This window comes from Lentimicrobiaceae bacterium (assembly GCA_020636745.1).
In the GTDB taxonomy this organism is placed as follows: Bacteria; Bacteroidota; Bacteroidia; order Bacteroidales; family Lentimicrobiaceae; genus Lentimicrobium.
Window position 1 is genome coordinate 503239 of record JACJXH010000002.1, and the last position, 20641, is coordinate 523879.

The 20641-nt window shown below is 41.9% G+C and carries 16 protein-coding genes; 11 read left to right on the forward strand and 5 right to left on the reverse strand.

Annotated elements, in window-relative coordinates; all coding sequences use genetic code 11:
- Positions 1-119 precede the first annotated feature (119 nt).
- Positions 120-287 (reverse strand): 4Fe-4S binding protein, encoded by a 168-nt coding sequence (locus H6541_04705; GenBank protein MCB9015074.1) that lies wholly within the window; start codon positions 285-287, stop codon positions 120-122.
- A gap of 278 nt (positions 288-565) precedes the next feature.
- Between H6541_04705 and H6541_04710 the strand changes: the two genes are divergently transcribed.
- The 11 genes from H6541_04710 (at position 566) to H6541_04760 (ending at position 12685) form a co-directional block, all read left to right on the forward strand.
- On the forward strand, positions 566-2416 hold the full coding sequence (locus H6541_04710) for a 2-oxoacid:acceptor oxidoreductase subunit alpha (GenBank protein ID MCB9015075.1): 1851 nt from the start codon (positions 566-568) through the stop codon (positions 2414-2416).
- 20 nt (positions 2417-2436) lie between these two features.
- A complete protein-coding gene (locus tag H6541_04715) occupies positions 2437-3462 on the forward strand; it encodes a 2-oxoacid:ferredoxin oxidoreductase subunit beta (protein MCB9015076.1) in 1026 nt (341 codons plus the stop codon).
- A 308-nt stretch (positions 3463-3770) separates the two neighbouring features.
- Complete coding sequence (locus H6541_04720) at positions 3771-4727, forward strand: ABC transporter substrate-binding protein (protein ID MCB9015077.1); 957 nt, start codon at positions 3771-3773, stop codon at positions 4725-4727.
- Positions 4728-4989: 262 nt separating this feature from the next.
- Complete coding sequence (locus H6541_04725; GenBank protein ID MCB9015078.1) at positions 4990-6930, forward strand: ABC transporter substrate-binding protein; 1941 nt, start codon at positions 4990-4992, stop codon at positions 6928-6930.
- A 19-nt stretch (positions 6931-6949) separates the two neighbouring features.
- Entirely contained in the window at positions 6950-8170 is a 1221-nt protein-coding gene (locus tag H6541_04730) for an STAS domain-containing protein (protein ID MCB9015079.1), read from the forward strand.
- Positions 8171-8190: 20 nt separating this feature from the next.
- Positions 8191-9120 (forward strand): ABC transporter permease, encoded by a 930-nt coding sequence (locus H6541_04735; GenBank protein ID MCB9015080.1) that lies wholly within the window; start codon positions 8191-8193, stop codon positions 9118-9120.
- Between the two features lie 5 nt (positions 9121-9125).
- Entirely contained in the window at positions 9126-9938 is an 813-nt protein-coding gene (locus H6541_04740) for an ATP-binding cassette domain-containing protein (protein MCB9015081.1), read from the forward strand.
- Between the two features lie 10 nt (positions 9939-9948).
- On the forward strand, positions 9949-10971 hold the full coding sequence (locus H6541_04745; GenBank protein MCB9015082.1) for an ABC transporter substrate-binding protein: 1023 nt from the start codon (positions 9949-9951) through the stop codon (positions 10969-10971).
- A gap of 177 nt (positions 10972-11148) precedes the next feature.
- Positions 11149-11577, forward strand: coding sequence for an ATP-binding protein (locus tag H6541_04750; protein ID MCB9015083.1), 429 nt, complete (start codon positions 11149-11151; stop codon positions 11575-11577).
- Positions 11574-11906 carry an STAS domain-containing protein gene (locus tag H6541_04755; protein ID MCB9015084.1) on the forward strand — a complete coding sequence of 111 codons (333 nt, stop codon included), beginning with the start codon at positions 11574-11576 and terminating at the stop codon, positions 11904-11906. The genes H6541_04750 and H6541_04755 overlap by 4 nt, the downstream gene beginning before the upstream one ends.
- 131 nt (positions 11907-12037) lie before the next feature.
- A complete protein-coding gene (locus H6541_04760; protein MCB9015085.1) occupies positions 12038-12685 on the forward strand; it encodes a hypothetical protein in 648 nt (215 codons plus the stop codon).
- Positions 12686-13093: 408 nt separating this feature from the next.
- Here H6541_04760 and H6541_04765 read toward each other — a convergent pair whose 3' ends face one another.
- From H6541_04765 to H6541_04780, 4 genes are all read right to left on the reverse strand, one after another.
- Positions 13094-13582 (reverse strand): DUF4199 domain-containing protein, encoded by a 489-nt coding sequence (locus H6541_04765; GenBank protein MCB9015086.1) that lies wholly within the window; start codon positions 13580-13582, stop codon positions 13094-13096.
- Between the two features lie 19 nt (positions 13583-13601).
- Complete coding sequence (locus H6541_04770) at positions 13602-14156, reverse strand: DUF4287 domain-containing protein (protein MCB9015087.1); 555 nt, start codon at positions 14154-14156, stop codon at positions 13602-13604.
- Between the two features lie 133 nt (positions 14157-14289).
- Positions 14290-14592 carry a hypothetical protein gene (locus H6541_04775; protein ID MCB9015088.1) on the reverse strand — a complete coding sequence of 101 codons (303 nt, stop codon included), beginning with the start codon at positions 14590-14592 and terminating at the stop codon, positions 14290-14292.
- A 582-nt stretch (positions 14593-15174) separates the two neighbouring features.
- Positions 15175-20451: a T9SS type A sorting domain-containing protein gene (locus H6541_04780; protein MCB9015089.1), complete on the reverse strand. Its 5277-nt coding sequence runs from the start codon at positions 20449-20451 to the stop codon at positions 15175-15177.
- Positions 20452-20641 lie beyond the last annotated feature (190 nt).

Genomic DNA, 20641 nt, shown 5'->3' on the forward strand with positions numbered 1-20641 from the left:
TCTAAAAAGCCCGTCATATCAAACAAACAAGGATTGATAATGTTTCCTTGAATCAGGCTATAAAAAAAAGCGCCTGCCTTTTAAAGGCAGGCGCTTTTTAACAAAGCAGTTTGAGCTGCTTATGCAGGATGAATTGCTTCTACTGGGCAAACATCGGCGCAGGATCCACAATCGGTGCAGATATCAGCATCAATTTTATAGATGTCACCTTCCGAAATAGCGTCAACAGGACATTCATCAATGCAGGTGCCGCAAGCAGTGCAGTCATCTGAAATTACGTAAGCCATGGCTAATTTATTTAGTTAATGATTGGTAATAATCTTCTCGCTGCAAATATAGGCCTAAATCAATGAAAAAAGAGGCCAATGAACTATTTTTAAGGCTTCTAAATAATTTTTCTTGAAATTACATTTCGAATGGATTGGTAAGTAGTTGATTATCAAATACAAACACTTAAATCTATGTACATGTTTTCGAAGTGTGAAATTTTATCGGATGGCTTGCTTTTGGTAGTGATTAAAAAATATAACTTTGCCGCCTGAAGCAAATCAACCTCCTAATAATCATGGTAAAAACAAAAAGTAATGTCATCCAGAGGGAAGCGGTTGTCGTAAAGTTTGTTGGCGACTCCGGAGATGGAATGCAGCTTACCGGAACTTTGTTCTCCGATACGGCCGCTTTGGCGGGTCTTGACCTTGCCACTTTCCCCGATTACCCTGCTGAAATCAGGGCTCCCCATAATACTGTTGCGGGTGTTTCCGGCTTTCAGGTTCATGTCGGAGCAAAAAAAATAGAAACTACCGGAGATCAATGCGATGTGCTGGTTGCAATGAATCCTGCATCACTCAAAGCGAATTTGAAATGGGCATCACCCGGCGCCACCATTATTGTGGATATGGACGCTTTCGAAGAAATTGCCATCAAAAAAGCAGGCTATAGTGTAAATCCGCTGGAAGATGGAAGTCTGGCCAATTATAATCTTGTTAAAGCTCCCATTACCACGCTTACCAGAGCAAGCCTTAAACCACTCGGACTTGATGCCAAAAGTGTTGACAAGAGCAAAAACATGTTTGCACTTGGTATCATGTATCATTTGTTCAGCTGGAATTTTGATGCAACCTATGCTTTTTTCGATAAGAAATTTAAAAGCAAACCTCAGGTCATTCAAGCGAATAAAATTGTACTTGAAGCTGGTTATAGCTTTGCCGACACAGTTGAAGCGCTGCAATCTGTTTATCAGGTTAGCAAGGCCGCTATTAAACCGGGCCGCTACAGAAATATTACCGGAAATGTTGCTACAGCCTGGGGATTCTTGGCTGCAGCAGAACGCTCAGGTCGCCCGTTGTTTTTAGGTTCGTACCCTATTACTCCTGCTACTGAAATTTTAATTGAGCTTGCCAAACACAAGTCACTTGGAGCCAAAGTGTTTCAGGCAGAAGACGAAATTGCCGGAATTTGTTCTGCCATCGGAGCAAGCTATACCGGGTCACTGGCTCTTACCACTACTTCAGGTCCTGGTTTGTCACTCAAGAGTGAAGCCATCGGATTGGCTGTTATGACAGAGCTTCCGCTCGTTATTGTTAATGTGCAGCGCGGTGGGCCAAGTACAGGTTTACCAACTAAAACAGAGCAAAGTGATTTGTATCAGGCTCTTTTTGGCAGAAATGGTGAGTGCCCGGCTGTAGTTATTGCAGCATCCTCTTCGGCTAACTGTTTCTATTATGCCTATATGGCCTCCAAAATTGCCATGGAGCATATGACTCCGGTTATTTTACTTACCGATGGCTATCTTGGAAATGGTTCTCAGCTATTCCAAATTCCAAAAGTTGCAGAATTGCCTGATATTAAACCTCCTATTGCCGAGCCTAACGATCCTGATTACAAACCATACAAACGTAATCCCGAAACTCTGGCCCGCAAGTGGGCATTGCCTGGAACTGAAGGTTTACGTCATCGTATTGGTGGTCTTGAAAAGGAAGATGTTTATGGTAATGTGTCAACAGACCCGATTAACCATCAGAAAATGACTGAATTGCGCAACGAAAAAGTCATGCGTATTGCTAATTATATTCCTGATCAGGAAGTAATTGGTGATAAAGAAGGCGATTTGCTTGTGGTGAGCTGGGGTGGTACCTTGGGTGCTGTTCAGGAAGCTGTTGAAGAGGTTCAGAAAGAAGGAAAGAAAGTTAGCTTTGCTCACTTTAATTATATTATGCCTCTTCCTAAAAATACATCTGATGTATTAAAAGGATTTAAAAAAATACTGGTTTGTGAGCTAAATAGTGGTCAGTTTGTGAATTACCTCAAGATGACTCAATATGGTCATGTTTACAGGCAATATAATAAAGTTCAGGGCCTACCGTTTACTGTTTCTGAACTTACCGGAGCTATTAACAAAACGTTGGAGGAGAAATAATTATGAGCACTCAACCTAATATGACAATAGAGCGTTCTTCGGTAGAACTCAACAAAGAAGATTTTGTTAGCGACCAGATGGTAAAGTGGTGCCCCGGTTGTGGTGCCCATGCTATTCTCTCTTCAGTGGCTAATGTTTTTCCAAAGTTGGGATACCGCAAGGAAAATATCATGATGGTTTCGGGAATCGGTTGTTCATCGCGCTTTCCCTATTATGTGAATACTTATGGCATTCATGGTATTCACGGACGCGCTGCAGCTATCTCTTCAGGAGTAAAAATTGCCAACCCGCACTTAAGTGTTTGGATGGCTACAGGTGACGGAGACTCAATGGCTATTGGTGGTAATCACTTTATCCATATTATTCGCCGCAATATCGATATTAATATCCTGTTGTTTAACAATCAGATTTATGGCCTTACCAAAGGACAGTATTCTCCTACTACTCCTATGGGCAGTGTGACCAAAACATCACCCCAGGGAACAATCGAACATCCGTTTAACCCTGGAGAACTGGTGCTTGGTGCTCAGGGAACTTTTTTTGCCCGCGTGGTGGATACAAATCCTCGCTTGATGACTGAAGTTATGTTTGAAGCCGCCAAACATGATGGCACTTCTATTATTGAAATTCTTCAGAACTGCGTCATTTTTGCTGACAAAACCCATGACGCTGTTACCAATAAAGAGGTACGCGATGATCGCCAGATCGTTTTGAGAAATGGTCATCCTATGGTTTTTGGTAAAAACAGGGATAAAGGTATCCGTTTGAAGGGTACCCGACTTGAAGTTGTTACTATTGGCGAAAACGGAATTACAGAAGATGATCTCCTGGTTCATGACGTTTATCAGCAGGATCCGGGTATACATCTGATGCTGGCAAAAATGGCTTATCCCCATTTTCCTATAGCTCTGGGTGTAATTCGTTCAGCTAATTACCCAACTTATGACGATTTGGTAGAAGAACAAATTTCTTATGCTAAAGAGAATGGTAAAATAAAGAATGTGGATGACCTGCTTAACAGTGGCGAAACCTGGGAAATCAAATAAAAATTCCTGTTCTTCATTTTAATAGCAAACCGGCCTGCCCCCAATAACGGGAGCAGGCCGGTTTACTTTATGAAATCATTGCCAGCTGTTGGTGCTTTTTTCAATGATGTCGTTGGTAAATTGAAAGTTTTCTTACTTTAGTTGATTCAACCATATTATATCAGTGTTATTATTTTCTGTTTAAATTCGTGTTCGGTTGAAATAGACCAACAATAACCTCCTGATGCGCGATAACGATGTTGTAATAGTTCAAAAATTAGCTTTGCGAATCAGGGATTTTATTAAAAAAGTCCCAAAATATTAGTTTTATGAGATTTTTCTGTTTTCTGTCAGCCTTTTTCTTTTTGTTACTCCAGAACAGTTGTGCACCTGGTGAGAAAAAAGTCACCATAGGTTATGTGCAAATTAGTGAAGATCCGGTGCTTGATGAAGCTAAAGCCGGCGTTTTTCGAGCTCTGGCCGATTCAGGCTATGTTATTGACGACAACATTAAAGTAATAGAAAACAATGCCCAGGGGGATCTTTCCATGATCAATACAATTCTGCAGTCATTCCAATCGCAGAATGTTGATTTGATTATTACAAACAGCACACCTTGTATGGCTGCTGCAGCTCAGGTTATCCGTTCCATTCCTGTAGTTTTTACAGTCTCATTCGGGCCTGAGCAAATTGGTATGAAATCGACTCCGGAGAATCTTTATGGGGTTTTCGATCCTCTTAAAGCGCCAGAATACGTTGATCTGATGATGGCATGTATGCCCCGTCTTTCGAGGGTTGGAATTCCATACAACAATGCCGAACCTAATGCTGAATATTCGTTTAATATTTTCAAAAGTGAATTTTTAAAAAGAGGGATTGCTGTTGTGGCGGCACCCATTACCGGCTCAAATGAGATTTTGCAGGCCGGGCAATACCTGGTCGATCAAAATATTGATATGATGCTTGTTGCTGCAGATAATACCGTTTATCTTGGATTGCCTGTGCTGGCAAAATTAGCTTCTGAGAAGCAAATACCGCTTTTTGCTTCCGATCCCCGTCAGGTGGAAAAGGGTGCAGCAGTTGGTTTTGGCGTTAATTATGACCAATGGGGCTATCAATCCGGAATCAAGGCTGTTGAACTGTTAAATCAGCATTCATATTCAATAGAACAAATCACACCGATTGTAAATTATGAGTTGGTTATTAATCAGTTAGCTAGTTCTAAGCAAGGTTTGGCAATTCCTGATGAAATAAAAGAAAGAGCCCATCTTATTATCAATGAGTAATGGCTGAACAGGTGATATAGGGAAAATGTAATATTAAAGAATTATCATTCGTATTTTGTCTTTATGTATAAACCAGTCTTTTTGTAGAATGGAGATACTTATATGTCAATATTTACAAATGTTTGCCGCTGTACTGAATAATTTCCGGAATATTTGAAAAATATTAATTTCTTAGGTTACAAAATCAACCTTTTGTAAATAATACCTTATTAAGGGAGTACCCTGGATGATATTTTGTTTAAATACCTAACCTTTTTCAGCCATGAAATCTGTTTCCCGTGGAATAATTGCATTATTGATTGTTTCGGTAATTCTGCTTCTTTCTGATCTTCAAAACCGAAATGCTGTCAAGCACAATTTCCGCCATCCGAATCAGGCTAAATCAGAGGCCATAGAAGGGAAAAATTACACACTTGGACTTTGCTATTTTGCCCCTGAAGCCTCGCATGATGAGCTGCTGTCAGGTCTTTGGCTGCGCTTAGGAGAATTGGGATTTGTACGCGATAGTAATTTGATAGTGAAAGAGTCGCATTCCAACGGGGAAATTGGCAATATAGCACCAATCTTGCTTAATATGGATTATCAGCCCATGGATTTAGTGCTGGTGACTTCAACACCCTGTGTTACTGCAGCGGTGGCTACTATAAAAAAACATCCGGTTGCTTTTACTTATTGTTATGATCCGATTGCAGCGGGAGCAGGGAAAAGCCCTGAAGACCATGCCCCGGGAATTACAGGAATTGGTTCTTTCCCACCTGTGGAGAAAACAATTCAGTTTATTATGGAAACCATTCCGGGAACCAAAAAAATCGGAACCATTTACAACTCGTCGGAAGCCAATTCACGAAAAGTTGTTAGTGTAATGCGTGAAATGGCTGGTAAATCAGGGTTTACACTGATTGAGATGCCTGTGGTTAACTCTTCAGAAGTGTTTCAGGCAGCTCAGGTTATTGCTGGCAAGGGCATTGATGCCCTTTATATTTCGGGAGACAATACAGCCTTACAGGCTTTTGATGCCATTGCCGGAGTTTGCAATAGCAATGCTATTCCATTGGTAGTAAACGATTTACCTTTTGTTGGGAAAGGTGCTTTTGCTGCGATTGGAATCGGATGGCAACAAGTTGGTTACCATTCGGGCGATCTTATCGGGAAATTGCTTAATGGAGTTTCTCCGGCCAATATTCCTATCGAAAACTATGTTGATGAGCAGGTATCGGTTGACGAGCAAAAAGCTAAAAGCCTTGGTTTGACTGTCCCTCAAAAATATCTGACCCAAACAAATGTAAATTCCAAAGGCAAAAAACTGAAACTTGCATTGGTACATTATGTCGACAGTCATAATTCAGAAGATTGCGAAAAAGGTATTCGCAAGTCACTTCGTGATAACAAAATGATTGAGAATGTAGATTTTTCGATGAAGGTTTTTAATGCTCAGGGCGATATTTCAACCCTTAACAGCATTGCAGGCTCTATTGGCAATGAATCATGGGATTTGGTTTTTGCTACCTCAACGCCTACTATCCAACTTTTAGCCAAAAAGCTAAATAACACCCGAATTGTCTTCACCAATGTTGGTGACCCGATAGTTGCCGGGCTTGGTGATTCATTTGAAAATCATCTGCCTGATATTTGTGGTATTTCCACAATGAGCGATTTTGAGGGCCTTATCAGGATGGTAAAAATATTACACCCTGATGTTAAACGCGTGGGAACTGTTTTTACACCAGCAGAAATTAATTCGGTTTCGTATAAGGATCATCTGGCTGAGGCTGCCCAAAAATACGGGATCAAGCTGGTGGCGGTTCCGGCAAATTCAGCTACCGATGTTATTGATGCCGCTAACTCACTTGTCTCTCAGCGAATTGATGTGTTTTGCCAGATTTCTGATAATCTGACCGGAAGCTGTAGTGCTGCCATTTTAAAGGTGTCGAAGGATAGTAAAATACCATATTACGGGTTTGTTTCTCAGCAACTTAAACAAGGAGCTGTAGCTGTTTGTGCCCGTGATTATTTTCAGGCAGGCTATGAGGCCGGAGAAATGGGATGCCAGGTCTTAAATGGTAAGCTTCCGCAGGATATTCCATACAGGTTTGTAAAGAAAACCGATTTTATATTGAATAGTGAAACTGCCCGTTTATTGAATATTCGCATACCTCAGCAGCTTCGCACCACTTTTCCCCAACTTAAAGTAACTGAACAGTAAAACTTAATAAAGTTATATAATGGATAATAAATTGAATATTAGGAAGGATTCTCCGGGCATGGAACAACGGATTTTTCTTGAAGGAAGACTTGATGCCAACTGGGCCGGGCATCTTGATGACTACCTGAACAACCTGGTTCGGGATGGTTCTTACCGTATTATTCTTAATATGTCAGGCATTCAATATCTTAGTTCAGCTGGCATCAGGGTTTTGGTCATCCAGTATAAAAATATTAAAAGAATTGGCGGAGTTTTCCAACTGGAAGCTTTGTCAGATGCCGTGGCCGAGGTATTAGAAATGGTAGGTTTATTATCTATGCTTACCGAAAAAACAGCCGAAGCCCCAACTGTGTCCATTCTTGAAGATCAAAGTCAGGAAGTGGATGGTTACAGGTTTGATCATGAAATGATTTCAGAAAAAGAGATGGAGGTTGGTTTTAGAGGAAATCCTGACTTGATTTTGTCCTCGGGTTATACAGCTGATGAAAATAGCAGAATTAAGTTTAAATCTGATGAGTTTGGGTTAGGAATAGGAGCAATTGGGGATGGATTCGAAGATTGTAAAAGCAGGTATGGGGAGTTTCTGGCCGTAGGGGATGCCCTGGCTTATAAGCCGTCGGATGGTTCACGTATTCCTGATTATTCGATTAAAACCGGCAGACTTGAGCCCGAGATTGATACTTTATATGCATTGCTTGCCAAAGGTACTTTTTCCAGCAGAATCTCATTTGAGCCGCTTGAAAAAAACCGGAATATCTCATTAGAAGCTTTGATTTCAGGATTTGCAAAAGTGTCAGAACACAATCAGTTTGTTTTTCTGATGGTTGCCGAAAATACCGGATTGGTGGGTGTAAGCCTGAATGCTCCGCCGGTGGGCGGGAAACAGTTGTTTCAGTTTCCTGACATTCGTGAGTATGTTAACTTTACTACCGAACCGGCCTACCCCAGAATGCTTACGATAACGCTTGGGTTTTATTCAAAAGAGCCGGGCGAAATGCTCAAAACCTTTCTCAGGCCAGTTAACCATAAAGCCTCGGGTTATTTGCACGCTCATTCAGCTGTTTTTCCATACCAGGCTTTACCTAAGCAAATAACGGAACATGAGAAACTGGTTGTGCAATTATTTGAAACCAGTATTGTACAGGATGTATTGCATCTGATCAATGATTCACGCGAGATTGTGGGTTTAGGTGACAGTACTTTTAAACAGGGAGTTGCCTGGATAGGAAAATTCAGTTAATCAATAAATACCAAAGTTCAATGACACTATTAATCGGATCAATTACCATCGGACTCGTCCTTGCACTGCTGGCTGTCGGAATATTTATCAGCTTCCGGATTTTTGATTTCCCGGATATTACGGCCGAGGGTTCGTTTACTTTCGGAGCGGCCATCTCATCATCTTTAATCGTGGCAGGCTATAATCCTGTTCTGGCCACAATTCTTGCTTTTGCCGGAGGCATGCTGGCAGGTTCGGCTACAGGTCTTATTCATACACGTTTCAATATCAACCCACTTCTTGCTGGTATTCTGGTTATGACAGCACTTTATTCAGTTAATCTGCATGTGATGGGGAAAAGTAATATTCCGCTTTTGTCACAAAACACCTTATTTACCTGGTTTGGTCATTTCTCTGATACAATTTCAGGGGAAAATGCCATGATAAATCTACTTGGCTGGAGTGTACCGGCCAGAGATTTATGGACCATGTTTTTCTGTTTGCTGATAATAGTAACATTTAGTTTACTGTTGCTGTGGTTTTTCAGAACAAATCTGGGAACAGCCATGCGGGCTACCGGCGATAATGCACAAATGATTAGAGCATTGGGTGTAAATACTAAAGCCATGATCATTTTTGGTGTTGCGCTTTCTAATGGCTTTATAGCTCTGGCAGGGGCATTGCTGGCGCAATTTCAGGGGTTTGCTGATGTGCAGATGGGAATTGGAATGATGGTTTGGGGCCTTGCCAGTGTTATTATTGGCGAAGCTTTAATAAGCGACCACAGCCTTGGTTTGGTTATTGCCGGGGCGGTTATTGGTGCAGTTTTATTCAGGTTGTTGGTGGCTATAGCCCTTCGCTGGGGAATGAATCCCAATGATTTGAAATTGATAACCGCCGCATTTGTATTTCTTGCGTTGGTACTGCCTGGCTTTATGAAACAAACAAAGAAGATTAAATTAATCAGATAAACAGCATGTTAGAACTTTCAAACCTCTATAAAACCTTTAATGCAGGAACAATTAACGAAGTTAATGCCTTGCAGGATGTTAGCCTGTCTATTGAGGAAGGCAGTTTTGTTTGTGTGCTGGGTACCAATGGCTCGGGTAAATCTACTTTGCTCAATGCTGTGGCAGGTACATTTATTACCGATTCAGGCAAAATTTTGTTAAAAGGTTCTGACATTACGAAATGGCCCGAGCACAAAAGAGCCCGCCTGATTGGCCGCGTGTTTCAAAACCCATTCAGCGGAACGGCGCCGGGCATGTCTATTGCTGAAAATCTGGCACTTGCAGCTAAAAGAGGCAAAAAGCGGGGAATTGGCTGGGGATTGCCTTCTGCGGTGGTTGCAGAGTTAAAGCACCGGGTTAAAGATTTGAATATGGGCCTGGAGGAACGGCTTGATTCTCCTATCGGAAAACTTTCGGGCGGTCAGCGCCAGGCATTAACGCTTTTAATGGCCAGTTGGCTGAAACCCGATTTGCTGTTGCTTGATGAGCATACAGCTGCTCTTGACCCTAAAACAGCCAGTAAGGTAATTGAGCTTACCGAACGCATCGTTTCTGAAGGAAACCTGACTACAATGATGGTCACACATTCAATGCAGCAGGCTGTGAATCTGGGCGACAGAATTATTATGATGCACCACGGGAAAATCAGGTATGACTTCAGGGGAGAAGAGAAAAAAAGACTTAAAGTTCAGGATTTACTTGCCCTCTTTGATGAAATTCGCCGCAAGGAGTTGATAGATAGTAGTGTGACAGAGTTATTGCTGGCCAAATATATCTAATCGTATTTCAATGCATGTCCGTAAATTGCTGAGGCCTTTTTTGTTTCTTGTTGCAGCAAGTGCTATTTTGCTTATTTCCGATTGGCAAAACAGAAAGGATTCTAAAAATCGTGCACAAAAGGTCAGAATCGCTTTGTTTCGCTTCAACGCCAACCCTGTTCAGGAAGAAACCGAAAAGGGCGTGCTTAAAGTTTTGGAAGGTTTAAGAGCATTTAGGGATGGCAAAATTGAAATCAGGAGATTTTCAGCAGAAGGCGATATGCCTACTGCCAATATGATTGCCAGCAATATTGTGAGTGAAAAATTTGATTACGTTGTCTCCATTAGTACTCCCGGGCTTCAGGTGATGGCGAATGCCAATCAAGAAGGTCGGGTGAAACATATTTTTTGTGCTGTTACTGACCCGGTGGCTTCCGGTGTTGGTATAACTGGCTCTGCAGCTGATCAGCATCCGCCCTTTCTGGCTGGAATTGGCACTTTTCAGCCTGTTGAAAGTGTATTCAGGATGGCCAGACAAATGAATCCTCAGCTCAAAAAAGTTGGTGTGGTATGGTGCACCAGTGAAACCTGTTCCGAGGCATGTGTGAAAAAAGCCAGAGCGATTTGCGATGAACTGCATATTGAACTGATGGAAATGAGTGTTGAAACCGTTTCACAGGTTTACGAAGCAGCTCTTGCCGTTTCACTCAAAGGTGTTGAAGCTCTTTGGATTGGTGGTGACAATGTGGTAGAATCAGCCATTGAAATGTATATTGGTGCAGCAAGTAAAAACCATATTCCGGTTTTTACTAATAATCCTAATCATACTTTTAGCGGGGCGATGTTGAGCCTGGGTGCAAATTATTACGAGGTGGGGCTAACGGCCGGTATGATGCTTGACTCTGTTTTGAAAGGATTTCCGATGAGTCATATCGAAATTAATAATGTTGTGCCGGAAAAGTTATTTCTCAATGATTCGGTTAGAAAACTGATGAATAAAAACTGGCTATTGCCAAATGAACTTAAAGTCAGAGCTGATTCCATTATTGAATAGCCGGCATTGCTGAAACAAACGTGTGAATTAACATCACCCGCTTATAATTACATTGAATGGAGATATTAGCCTTTATGCATAATTACCCATGTAATTCAAGTGACTTTTATCATATTAGCTGATTAAACTTTTGAGCCGGATTATCAGCTATATTTGTTGATCATATCGCCTACTTCAATGAAAGAAACACCAGACAAAAAAGTTTTACAGGTTATTAATCAAATTCATGAGTTAGCCCGTGTTGAAGGATTTCTGGAAACATTGTCTGAACAATGGGGGTTCTCGGCCCGCATATCCATGATTCTGAATCTTGTTTTGGAAGAAGCATTGACAAATACCATCCTTTACGGGTATGATGATAGCCTGGAGCACACAATTACATTAAATTTTGAGCTGGAGGGTGATATTTTGTCCATTTCTATTTTTGATGATGGGCATGAATATGATCCAACTCAAAAGGAAGACCCCGATATTACACTGGCTGCTGAAGACCGGCAAATTGGCGGATTAGGTATTTTTTTGATTAAAAAAAATATGGATTCTGTTGAATACCTGCGAATTGAAAACAAAAACTGTTTAATTCTTAAAAAAAATATAAAATCATGAACGTAAAGGTTGAGGCTTCAAAAGAGTATACACTTGTGAGCGTTGAAGGACGCATTGATACAACCAATGCCAACGAATTTGAAAAATCAGTGATGGAGGTTATTGAAAGCGGTTGTAGAAAACTGATTCTTGATTGCAGCGGGTTAAACTATATCAGCAGCTCTGGATTGAGGGTTTTTCTTATTGTTCAGAAAAAAATGATGGCTATCAAAGGTCATTTTTTGCTTACAAACCTTCAGCCCGGAATTAAAGAAATTTTTGATATTTCCGGATTCTCTTCCATTTTTGCAATTTTCCCTGATCAGCAATCTGCTCTGGCAAATCATTAAGCGGTGAGTCATTTTGCTGAAAAGTGACTAAACCCTTCGCTGTTGATGCAATGGTGATTTGACGTAATTCGTTGATAACCATACCCGGAATTCGCGTATTATTTTTGAAATATAAATTTCAACTATTTAGTATGGCAACTTACATTCATTTTCTTGATCCTCATTCAAAAGATATTGAAGAAGTCATTAACAATCTTGAACCCACCCCCGGTACTTGTATATTTATCGATATGATAAACTCAACCGGTGATAAAATTCTGAATCCTGATAAATCATGGATTAGAAAAGCCAACAATACCTTTAACTTTATTTCAGTCATCAATCAATTTCCCAATTATGTAGTTAAGGGGATTGGTGATGAAATGATGCTCTTTTTGCCTGATGTTGAACTTGAGAAAAGTGAAACTTTCAGAGACTATCTTTCACTGCTGGGTGAAATTCATGCTACAATTGATACTCTTATCAATCACCCGCTTAAGAATTTGTTTTATGAATGTAAAGTAGGTATCCATTATTGCACCGATGTTTATAATATTACTTTCTTTGAAGGTGTAAACGATTATTACGGAACAGATATTGATGCTTCGGCCCGGCTGATGCAAAAATCAAAAGGAAACCGTATCGTAATTAGTGAGCAGTTTTACAATAAAGTGCTCGACAACATTCAAACCCATGGTTTAGATAAAAACCAAACGGTAGTAAGCAATATATCCGATATTTATATTGAAGACTTTAAAGGTATACCCACACCCTTTAAATACAGAATGATTCATCTGTAATCAAACGCTTTTCCATACTTGTTCCTCCATATAAAATGCAGAAACCACATGACTGTATCCGACATTCATAAAGTCTTCAGTTTTTGGTACTCATTTGCTGGTTGATGCTGGCTATATTCAAACCCGGCGAAATGTTTTTAATGCAGGAGCTCAGATTGACCTTGAACTGGTTTTGTTTTCATATCTGAAAACAACCTGTTCTGCAGGCTACGCCAGAACTTTTGAAGCAGGCCGCAGACCTCAGGAACAATGGATGTTTTCATTAAAATTGCTAGGGAACTAATATGTGATGAATGGATTGCAGGCTAATCCGGGAGTCTGGGTGTAGGACTAATCATGCCGTTTCTGTTTGATACCTGCTCTGAAAGTGCTATTTCCCCATAAAATTATTGTATGTCTATTGAATACTTATGTGCTTTTAACTTTGTTTCTGATGAAAAAAGCTGCAACCACGGAGGTAACCAACCCGCCGAATGGGATTCCCAACAAGCCCTGAATAATATAACTGTCAAGTGAATAAAAGTTTTCAGCCTGTGGTTGTGTCAATAATCCATGAGACATTTGATATGCTATCATGTTATGAAAAAAATCAGGACTGATGTAATTGCTGGCAATTAATTGTGCTAAAGGACTTATAAGCGTGATGAATGCAGTTATTATTAATCCGCTGACAACAGCCTGTAAATAGGATATTTTACCGCAATAATCCCTGTTTTTTTTATCCAGCAATGCAAAAATATAAATGGCAACTGCTAAAATGGTAATAATTTTAGTGTAAAATGCATGTTTGTCAATGTGGTTGCCATGTAAACCCGAGACTCTTTCAAGAAAAATCCATGCAAGGCCAGCTCCTGTTAAAATAAGGGCCCATTTTATTTCTGTGCCAATTTTTTTCATAGTATTGAGATGCTGTTGCTTAGCCGGCTAATTCGTAGGCTTTTTTTATCCATTCAAGTACTTCTTCTGTTATGTCAGCTTCACTGCTGATATTTATCTTATGAGAACACATTGCATTGGCAGTGTTGATTGCTTTAAGTTCTCCCGTTGTTTCCTGTCCTTTCAGATTAAGTCCTATTTCAAATCTGGTTTTTGTAGCAGGCTGAAGAATCGCAAATTGTTTTTTTCGCCTGAGACTGACGTAGGCGTTTTTAGGCGCAATTTCCACATCATTCCCAAAGCCTTTGATGTGATTTATAAGCAGATCGAAAACAGTCTTATAATGTTCTTTGCCTTTGTATTGGTTTTCAAGCAGCAGACTTTTGTCTGATACCGAACCCGCATCTGACTGTCTGGCTTTGTGCGCAACCATATTGGCAAAACCATGAGTAAATCCATATTCTTCTTTCAAAAAACGGATTATGTCACCATGTTTGGAGAAATTTTGCAATAACACGATTTCAATCCACTGTTCAAGGTTTTTACCTGTATTCCTGAACAAGTTTTCCAGCATTGTTTTTTCGGCCTGATCCATAACAATAGGAATTAACTTTTGAAACCTGAATAGGTTCTGATGACTTAACCTTTGCCGGAATAAAATGTTCAAAGGCTGCTCAAAAACCCGGTTTGTAAGTCATTGAGCCCTGTTTTCATATGTTTATGTTAAATTACTGATTCAATAAGGAAATTGAAATCATGATAATAAACAGGATTATCAAAAAGATGAGTATTCTTTTTCTTCTGTTTGCCCTGTAATTGATGAAGTTGGCCTGATTCAGGAAATACCGGTTTTGCGAAACACCAATCAAAACATGCTGACTTACCAGACGCTGAAAAAGAAAACCCTTTCTGATGTTAAGTTCTTCAGCAGTTTTGGCGTTTTTTGCTGAAGTCGCTCCTGCAAGTTCAAATTGCCTTATGATCCTGTTTATTTTGCCTGAAATAATTGCTCCTGCAGGTACAGCTGTCATTTTCAGTATGGATTAAAATTGATAATAAATGTGAAGGTAATTAAGCAACTAAGCTGTTTGTGATCATAAAAATAAATATTTTCCGGCGATTTCAATTCCGGAAGATTCTCTGGCGTTCAAAATCAACAGGGGCATATTTTGTAGTACATCTTACTAACCCCTGTTTTCATGTAGTGCTTTTGTCCTGCAATTAAATATACAGGATCGATTAACTACAGTTTCATTGTTGCTAAAGGTTCTCTTTCAAGTGAATATCAAACAGCCTTGTTGTGTACAATCATGCATGATGGCTTACACCTTCACATCCAAATAAATATACATACACCTTTTGAACCAATTGTCGCAAGGCCGGAAAAGGAATTGTAAAACCTTTCGCTTAACTATGCGATCAGTCATACTTAATGGAATTTCGCATAAAATGTGATAAGGTTGATCGTGTTGTTTGACAAAAAAATTAGGTGTTGCTTTAAAGCATTACTTACAATCAATACAACAAACCTTTGAACCATCACACGAATACGATGGTAACATGAGTAAAAACGCACAGTACTTTAAACAAATTCAGTTTCCTTTGTTTTTGTGTTATTTGATAATGACCAGTTTTCTGATCAGGATTTCTTTCGGCGTTTTTATTTTTACAAAATAGCAACCTTGTGGAGCTGTACTCATGTCAAACTTATAAATGTTATCGCCCTGGCAGACTCTATTTTGTAATGTTGCTCCGGCAAGAGTAACAATGCTCACTTCCAATCTTGAAAATGATGACTGGTCAGCATATATGGAAAATAAACCACGTGCCGGATTTGGAATCAGCCGGATTTCATTCTTTTCAACCTCCTGAACTGAAACAGTTGTCTGAGCCTGAGTTAAGGTCACACGCTGTACAGGTAAACCTGATGTCGTAACCGAGATTGTTGCTACCCGTGAATCATAATATGGATTTGCTGAATAATTTGCAACGATGGTTCCATTGCCAATTCCACCAGCTGTTACAAGGCACCAGGCTGAGTCGCTTGATGCTGTCCATGATGAATTTGATGTGACTATGTATTCTACAGCACCTGCAAATTCATTTACATTCTGATTGGCAGGAGTAACTAACAGGGTTGGCGAGGTGCCGGCCTGCGTTACTGTAACAACTACGGGGGTTAAACCGGCTGCTGTTACTGTAATGCTGGCCACTCTTTGCGTAAGCAGCGGGTTGGCTGTAAATGTGGCCGTTAAGGTACCGTTTCCGTTTCCTGAAGAGGTAACTGTGCACCAGGTTTGGTCGCTGGCTGCAGACCATGCAGTGTTTGAAGTCACCGCAAAGGATGTGTTACCGGCAATGGCCGCAACATTCTGATTGGCAGGAGTAACCAACAGGGTTGGCGAGGTTCCGGCCTGTGTTACAGTAACAACTACGGGGGTTAAACCGGCTACTGTTACTGTAATGCTGGCCACTCTTTGCGTAAGCAGTGGGTTGGCTGTAAATGTGGCCGTAATGGTACCGTTTCCGTTTCCTGAAGAGGTAACTGTGCACCAGGTTTGGTCGCTGGCTGCAGTCCATGCAGTGTTTGAAGTCACCGCAAAGGATGTGTTACCGGCAGTGGCCGCAACATTCTGATTGGCAGGAGTAACCAACAGGGTTGGCGAGGTTCCGGCCTGTGTTACTGTAACAACTACGGGGGTTAAACCGGCTACTGTTACTGTTATGCTGGCCATTCTTTGCGTAAGCAGCGGGTTGGCTGTAAATGTGGCCGTTAAGGTACCGTTTCCGTTTCCTGAAGAGGTAACTGTGCACCAGGTTTGGTCGCTGGCTGCAGTCCATGCAGTGTTTGAAGTCACTGCAAAGGATGTGTTACCGGCAGTGGCCGCAACATTCTGATTGGCAGGAGTAACCAACAGGGTTGGCGAGGTACCGGCCTGCGTTACTGTAACAACTACGGGGGTTAAACCGGCTACCGTTACTGTAATGCTGGCCACTCTTTGCGTAAGCAGCGGGTTGGCTGTAAATGTGGCCGTAATGGTACCGTTTCCGTTTCCTGAAGAGGTAACTGTGCACCAGGTTTGGTCGCTGGCTGCAGTCCATGCAGTGTTTGAAGTCACCGCAAAGGATGTGTTACCGGCAATGGCCGCAACATTCTGATTGGCAGGAGTAACCAACAGGGTTGGCGAGGTTTCGGCCTGCGTTACTGTAACAACTACGGGGGTTAAACCGGCTACCGTTACTGTAATGCTGGCCACTCTTTGCGTAAGCAGCGGGTTGGCTGTAAATGTGGCCGTAATGGTACCGTTTCCGTTTCCTGAAGAGGTAACTGTGCACCAGGTTTGGTCGCTGGCTGCAGTCCATGCAGTGTTTGAAGTCACCGCAAAGGATGTGTTACCGGCAATGGCCGCAACATTCTGATTGGCAGGAGTAACCAACAGGTTTGGCGAGGTTCCGGCCTGCGTTACTGTAACAACTACGGGGGTTAAACCGGCTACCGTTACTGTAATGCTGGCCATTCTTTGCGTAAGCAGCGGGTTGGCTGTAAATGTGGCCGTAATGGTACCGTTTCCGTTTCCTGAAGAGGTAACTGTGCACCAGGTTTGGTCGCTGGCTGCAGTCCATGCAGTGTTTGAAGTCACTGCAAAGGATGTGTTACCGGCAGTGGCCGCAACATTCTGATTGGCAGGAGTAACCAACAGGTTTGGCGAGGTTCCGGCCTGCGTTACTGTAACAACTACGGGGGTTAAACCGGCTACCGTTACTGTAATGCTGGCCACTCTTTGCGTAAGCAGTGGGTTGGCTGTAAATGTGGCCGTAATGGTACCGTTTCCGTTTCCTGAAGAGGTAACTGTGCACCAGGTTTGGTCGCTGGCTGCAGTCCATGCAGTGTTTGAAGTCACTGCAAAGGATGTGTTACCGGCAGTGGCCGCAACATTCTGATTGGCAGGAGTAACCAACAGGTTTGGCGAGGTTCCGGCCTGCGTTACTGTAACAACTACGGGGGTTAAACCGGCTACCGTTACTGTAATGCTGGCCACTCTTTGCGTAAGCAGCGGGTTGGCTGTAAATGTGGCCGTAATGGTACTGTTTCCGTTTCCTGAAGAGGTAACTGTGCACCAGGTTTGGTCGCTGGCTGCAGTCCATGCAGTGTTTGAAGTCACCGCAAAGGATGTGTTACCGGCAGTGGCCGCAACATTCTGATTGGCAGGAGTAACGGAAAGGGTCGGGCCTGTTGCAGAGCCGGTGATGGATACATCGTCAACACAAACGCCGCGTCCGTATTTGGCATTGCCTTCAAAGGCAATATAATACTCGCTTCCGGGATTAGGAAGGTTAATCGTCTCTTCGGTCCAGGAGGTGATGGACGTTGTATATGATGCGAGTTGAGTCCAGCTTCCATTGGCTGATGTTTTATAAAAAACAGTCAACTGGTCCTGATCAGGACTCCATAATTGCTGGGTATGCCAGAATTTCAATACAGGGCTTGAAATTGAGTTTAAATTTAAAGTTGGAGTAATGAGCTTTGTTTTGTTGTCGCTGGCTGTGGCATCTTTAAGACAGGCATTAAAAGTGCCACTATGGGCAGAAGCTGGATTGGATCCTCCGTTTCCGGTAATAAATGTCCAATATATCCCTGAATTGTTTACCTGCTCCTGAGTCCAGCACCCGGGTATTGTGCCTCCGTTCTCGAATCCTTCATTCCATGGAAAAGTTGAGATAATGCCGCAAGCAGTCGTAAAAGTCAGGTCTTCACCATAATAAGTTCCGCTTGAGTTGGTTGCATAGGCCCTGTAATGATAGGGAGTATTGGAATTTAGTCCTGTTATACTGCTTGTAAATTCGCCAAGTCCTGAACCATCAGTTGTATGGTTGTCAGTGATTTCAGGATTGGCAGATGTTGCCCAGCAAACGCCTCTGGCTGTAACCGGTGTTCCTCCATCTGTTATAACATTTCCGCCAGCCGTTGCGGTTGTTGTGCCAACTTGAGAAGCTGTAGTTGTAGTAACTGAGGCTGCTCCCGGGGTAAAGGTCAGATCTGAACCGTAAGCAGTACCATCACTGTTGGTAGCCGCAAGCCTGAAGTGATAGGTTGTGCCTGCATTTAAACTGCTGAGGCTTGCATTTACTGCAACTGCAGCAGTACCGCTTCCGGCAGAATTGACAGGGGTGCTGTTCCCGTAAGAGCTAGTTGTACCCCATTGAAAATAATAGGTTGTTGCCAGCCCGTTGGGGTTAACCGTACCATTGATTGTTGCACTGTTTCCTGTAATAGCTGTTGCAGGAAGTGTAACAACAGCCGGGTCATTTCCAAATTTAAATGAGGCGATTCTTGTTCCTTTTGAAGTTCCTCCTGTTTTAACATATTCTGTAGAGAACCAGAAAGTCTGGTCATCAGTTGGGTCAACAGACATTAGTGCATAATCTCCCCAGCGGTTATATGAAATCTGTGCTACAGTTCCATTGTAAATACTTTCTTCTGCAATGTCAAGCAATCCTGAAGCAGCAGCATAAGCGCTTGCTGATTGTCCGCAATATCTTATTCCGGGATAGATAGTAGAGCTCGAGATGGAATATCCAAGCGCAATTTTACCACTGCCATTTAACATAATGCTACCCATCCAACGTGAATGAGCGTCAGGGGCAAAGGTGCCTTGCTGGCGAATGGTCCAGGTGGTGGAAGGTGATGTTTTACGTAGCTCATACCAACGGATACCTGCGTGATTGGTTGCATCAACATCCACGGTATGACAACATACAATGGTTTGATATGTGCCGAAATTGCGGTACTGAGGCGCGTTCATTATTACCTGGGGTACACCATCAAGCTTTTGGGAGTTGGGTTGTGTGATATCATTCCAGGAAGCATTAAACTGACTGTCGAAAGGAGTAACAGCCAGCTGCTGAACACGATTAAAGGTGGAAGACGAAGGAGTTGTCCAGTTAACAGCTAATTCATATAACCAGAGTTGGTCAGAACCACCTGCTACTGCATCATCGTTGAAGGCAATAAACATACCTGGTGAACCGGATGGAGCTGCAACGCCGTCATTGTCAAGTGGCGGTACACACAAAAATCCTGAACCGGGACGCCATGGATTGTCAAAGGCAACCATTTGAGCAGGCTGGCCAAGTAACATCTTTGAACGTTCAAATACATAAATATCATTTCCTGAACTGGTATTGGTTCCCATGTAATAGCCATCCTGCCATACACCGATTTTTTCATAATCGGGGGTATCAGTAACATCAAAAGAATATTGAAACCAGGTGCCTGTGGGATCATTGGTTGACGAAACTGCCACAAGCATTAAATCATTGGAGCCGCAAAGCGAAAATTCAACTGCAATCCAACGGTCAGCTTGTTCATCGTATTGAATTAATGGATCTCCATCGTTGCAGTTAGCTCCTGCTACAGACCCGAAAAGCAGATTCATGTTAGTGGGGCCTGCAAGCAATGTGCCTGTTTTGCTGTAAATTGCGTAGGTGGAATTAACTGTTTGCATATAATGATTGGGCCCTGCTGTTCCGTTGCAATCAGGAGGAAAGGCAGAAGTGGATTGCCCTTCAAAATTTACAATAGGTGCTTTTGAGCCAGTTTTTTCACCCATTTTCTTCTGCCAGGCCGCATCAGGGCCTTTTGGTAAAGCTGTTTCTGCGTAAGGATAAAGCCGTGGTTCTATTTTTTTATTGGCCGCTTTTCGCAATGCTTTTTCTTTCATCACTTCCAATTCTTCCTGTGTTGCAGGAGGAATATCTCTCAAGGGAAGTGTTTCGCCCATGAAAACTCCATTACCGATGAGCGTAGGATGAATAGCCTTGTCCTGCGCTTTTGTTGAAAAAACTGCCAAAATAAAGGCTGCTGTAAATAGTAAAAAACGAATTTTCATTTCTTCTCTTTGTGGGTTATACTTAAGGTGAGCACTGCTGTTTTATTGCGAATAAGAGATGTAAAAATATTGATTGATTCCTATAAAACCTAATTTTTCTTTGGGCCTCATTCTATTTCATGATGTGTATAAATGAGTCGGACAAATGCATGTTATTTTTTCAAGGAAAGGATGACTCTTTATTACTTTC

What these genes read in the sequence shown, in the direction of transcription:
- H6541_04705 (MCB9015074.1), bottom strand. Translation starts at nt 287, where the DNA reads ATGGCTTACGTAATTTCAGATGACTGCACTGCTTGCGGCACCTGCATT.
- H6541_04710 (MCB9015075.1), top strand. Translation starts at nt 566, where the DNA reads ATGGTAAAAACAAAAAGTAATGTCATCCAGAGGGAAGCGGTTGTCGTA.
- H6541_04715 (MCB9015076.1), top strand. Translation starts at nt 2,437, where the DNA reads ATGACAATAGAGCGTTCTTCGGTAGAACTCAACAAAGAAGATTTTGTT.
- H6541_04720 (MCB9015077.1), top strand. Translation starts at nt 3,771, where the DNA reads ATGAGATTTTTCTGTTTTCTGTCAGCCTTTTTCTTTTTGTTACTCCAG.
- H6541_04725 (MCB9015078.1), top strand. Translation starts at nt 4,990, where the DNA reads ATGAAATCTGTTTCCCGTGGAATAATTGCATTATTGATTGTTTCGGTA.
- H6541_04730 (MCB9015079.1), top strand. Translation starts at nt 6,950, where the DNA reads ATGGATAATAAATTGAATATTAGGAAGGATTCTCCGGGCATGGAACAA.
- H6541_04735 (MCB9015080.1), top strand. Translation starts at nt 8,191, where the DNA reads ATGACACTATTAATCGGATCAATTACCATCGGACTCGTCCTTGCACTG.
- H6541_04740 (MCB9015081.1), top strand. Translation starts at nt 9,126, where the DNA reads ATGTTAGAACTTTCAAACCTCTATAAAACCTTTAATGCAGGAACAATT.
- H6541_04745 (MCB9015082.1), top strand. Translation starts at nt 9,949, where the DNA reads ATGCATGTCCGTAAATTGCTGAGGCCTTTTTTGTTTCTTGTTGCAGCA.
- H6541_04750 (MCB9015083.1), top strand. Translation starts at nt 11,149, where the DNA reads ATGAAAGAAACACCAGACAAAAAAGTTTTACAGGTTATTAATCAAATT.
- H6541_04755 (MCB9015084.1), top strand. Translation starts at nt 11,574, where the DNA reads ATGAACGTAAAGGTTGAGGCTTCAAAAGAGTATACACTTGTGAGCGTT.
- H6541_04760 (MCB9015085.1), top strand. Translation starts at nt 12,038, where the DNA reads ATGGCAACTTACATTCATTTTCTTGATCCTCATTCAAAAGATATTGAA.
- H6541_04765 (MCB9015086.1), bottom strand. Translation starts at nt 13,582, where the DNA reads ATGAAAAAAATTGGCACAGAAATAAAATGGGCCCTTATTTTAACAGGA.
- H6541_04770 (MCB9015087.1), bottom strand. Translation starts at nt 14,156, where the DNA reads ATGGATCAGGCCGAAAAAACAATGCTGGAAAACTTGTTCAGGAATACA.
- H6541_04775 (MCB9015088.1), bottom strand. Translation starts at nt 14,592, where the DNA reads ATGACAGCTGTACCTGCAGGAGCAATTATTTCAGGCAAAATAAACAGG.
- H6541_04780 (MCB9015089.1), bottom strand. Translation starts at nt 20,451, where the DNA reads ATGAAAATTCGTTTTTTACTATTTACAGCAGCCTTTATTTTGGCAGTT.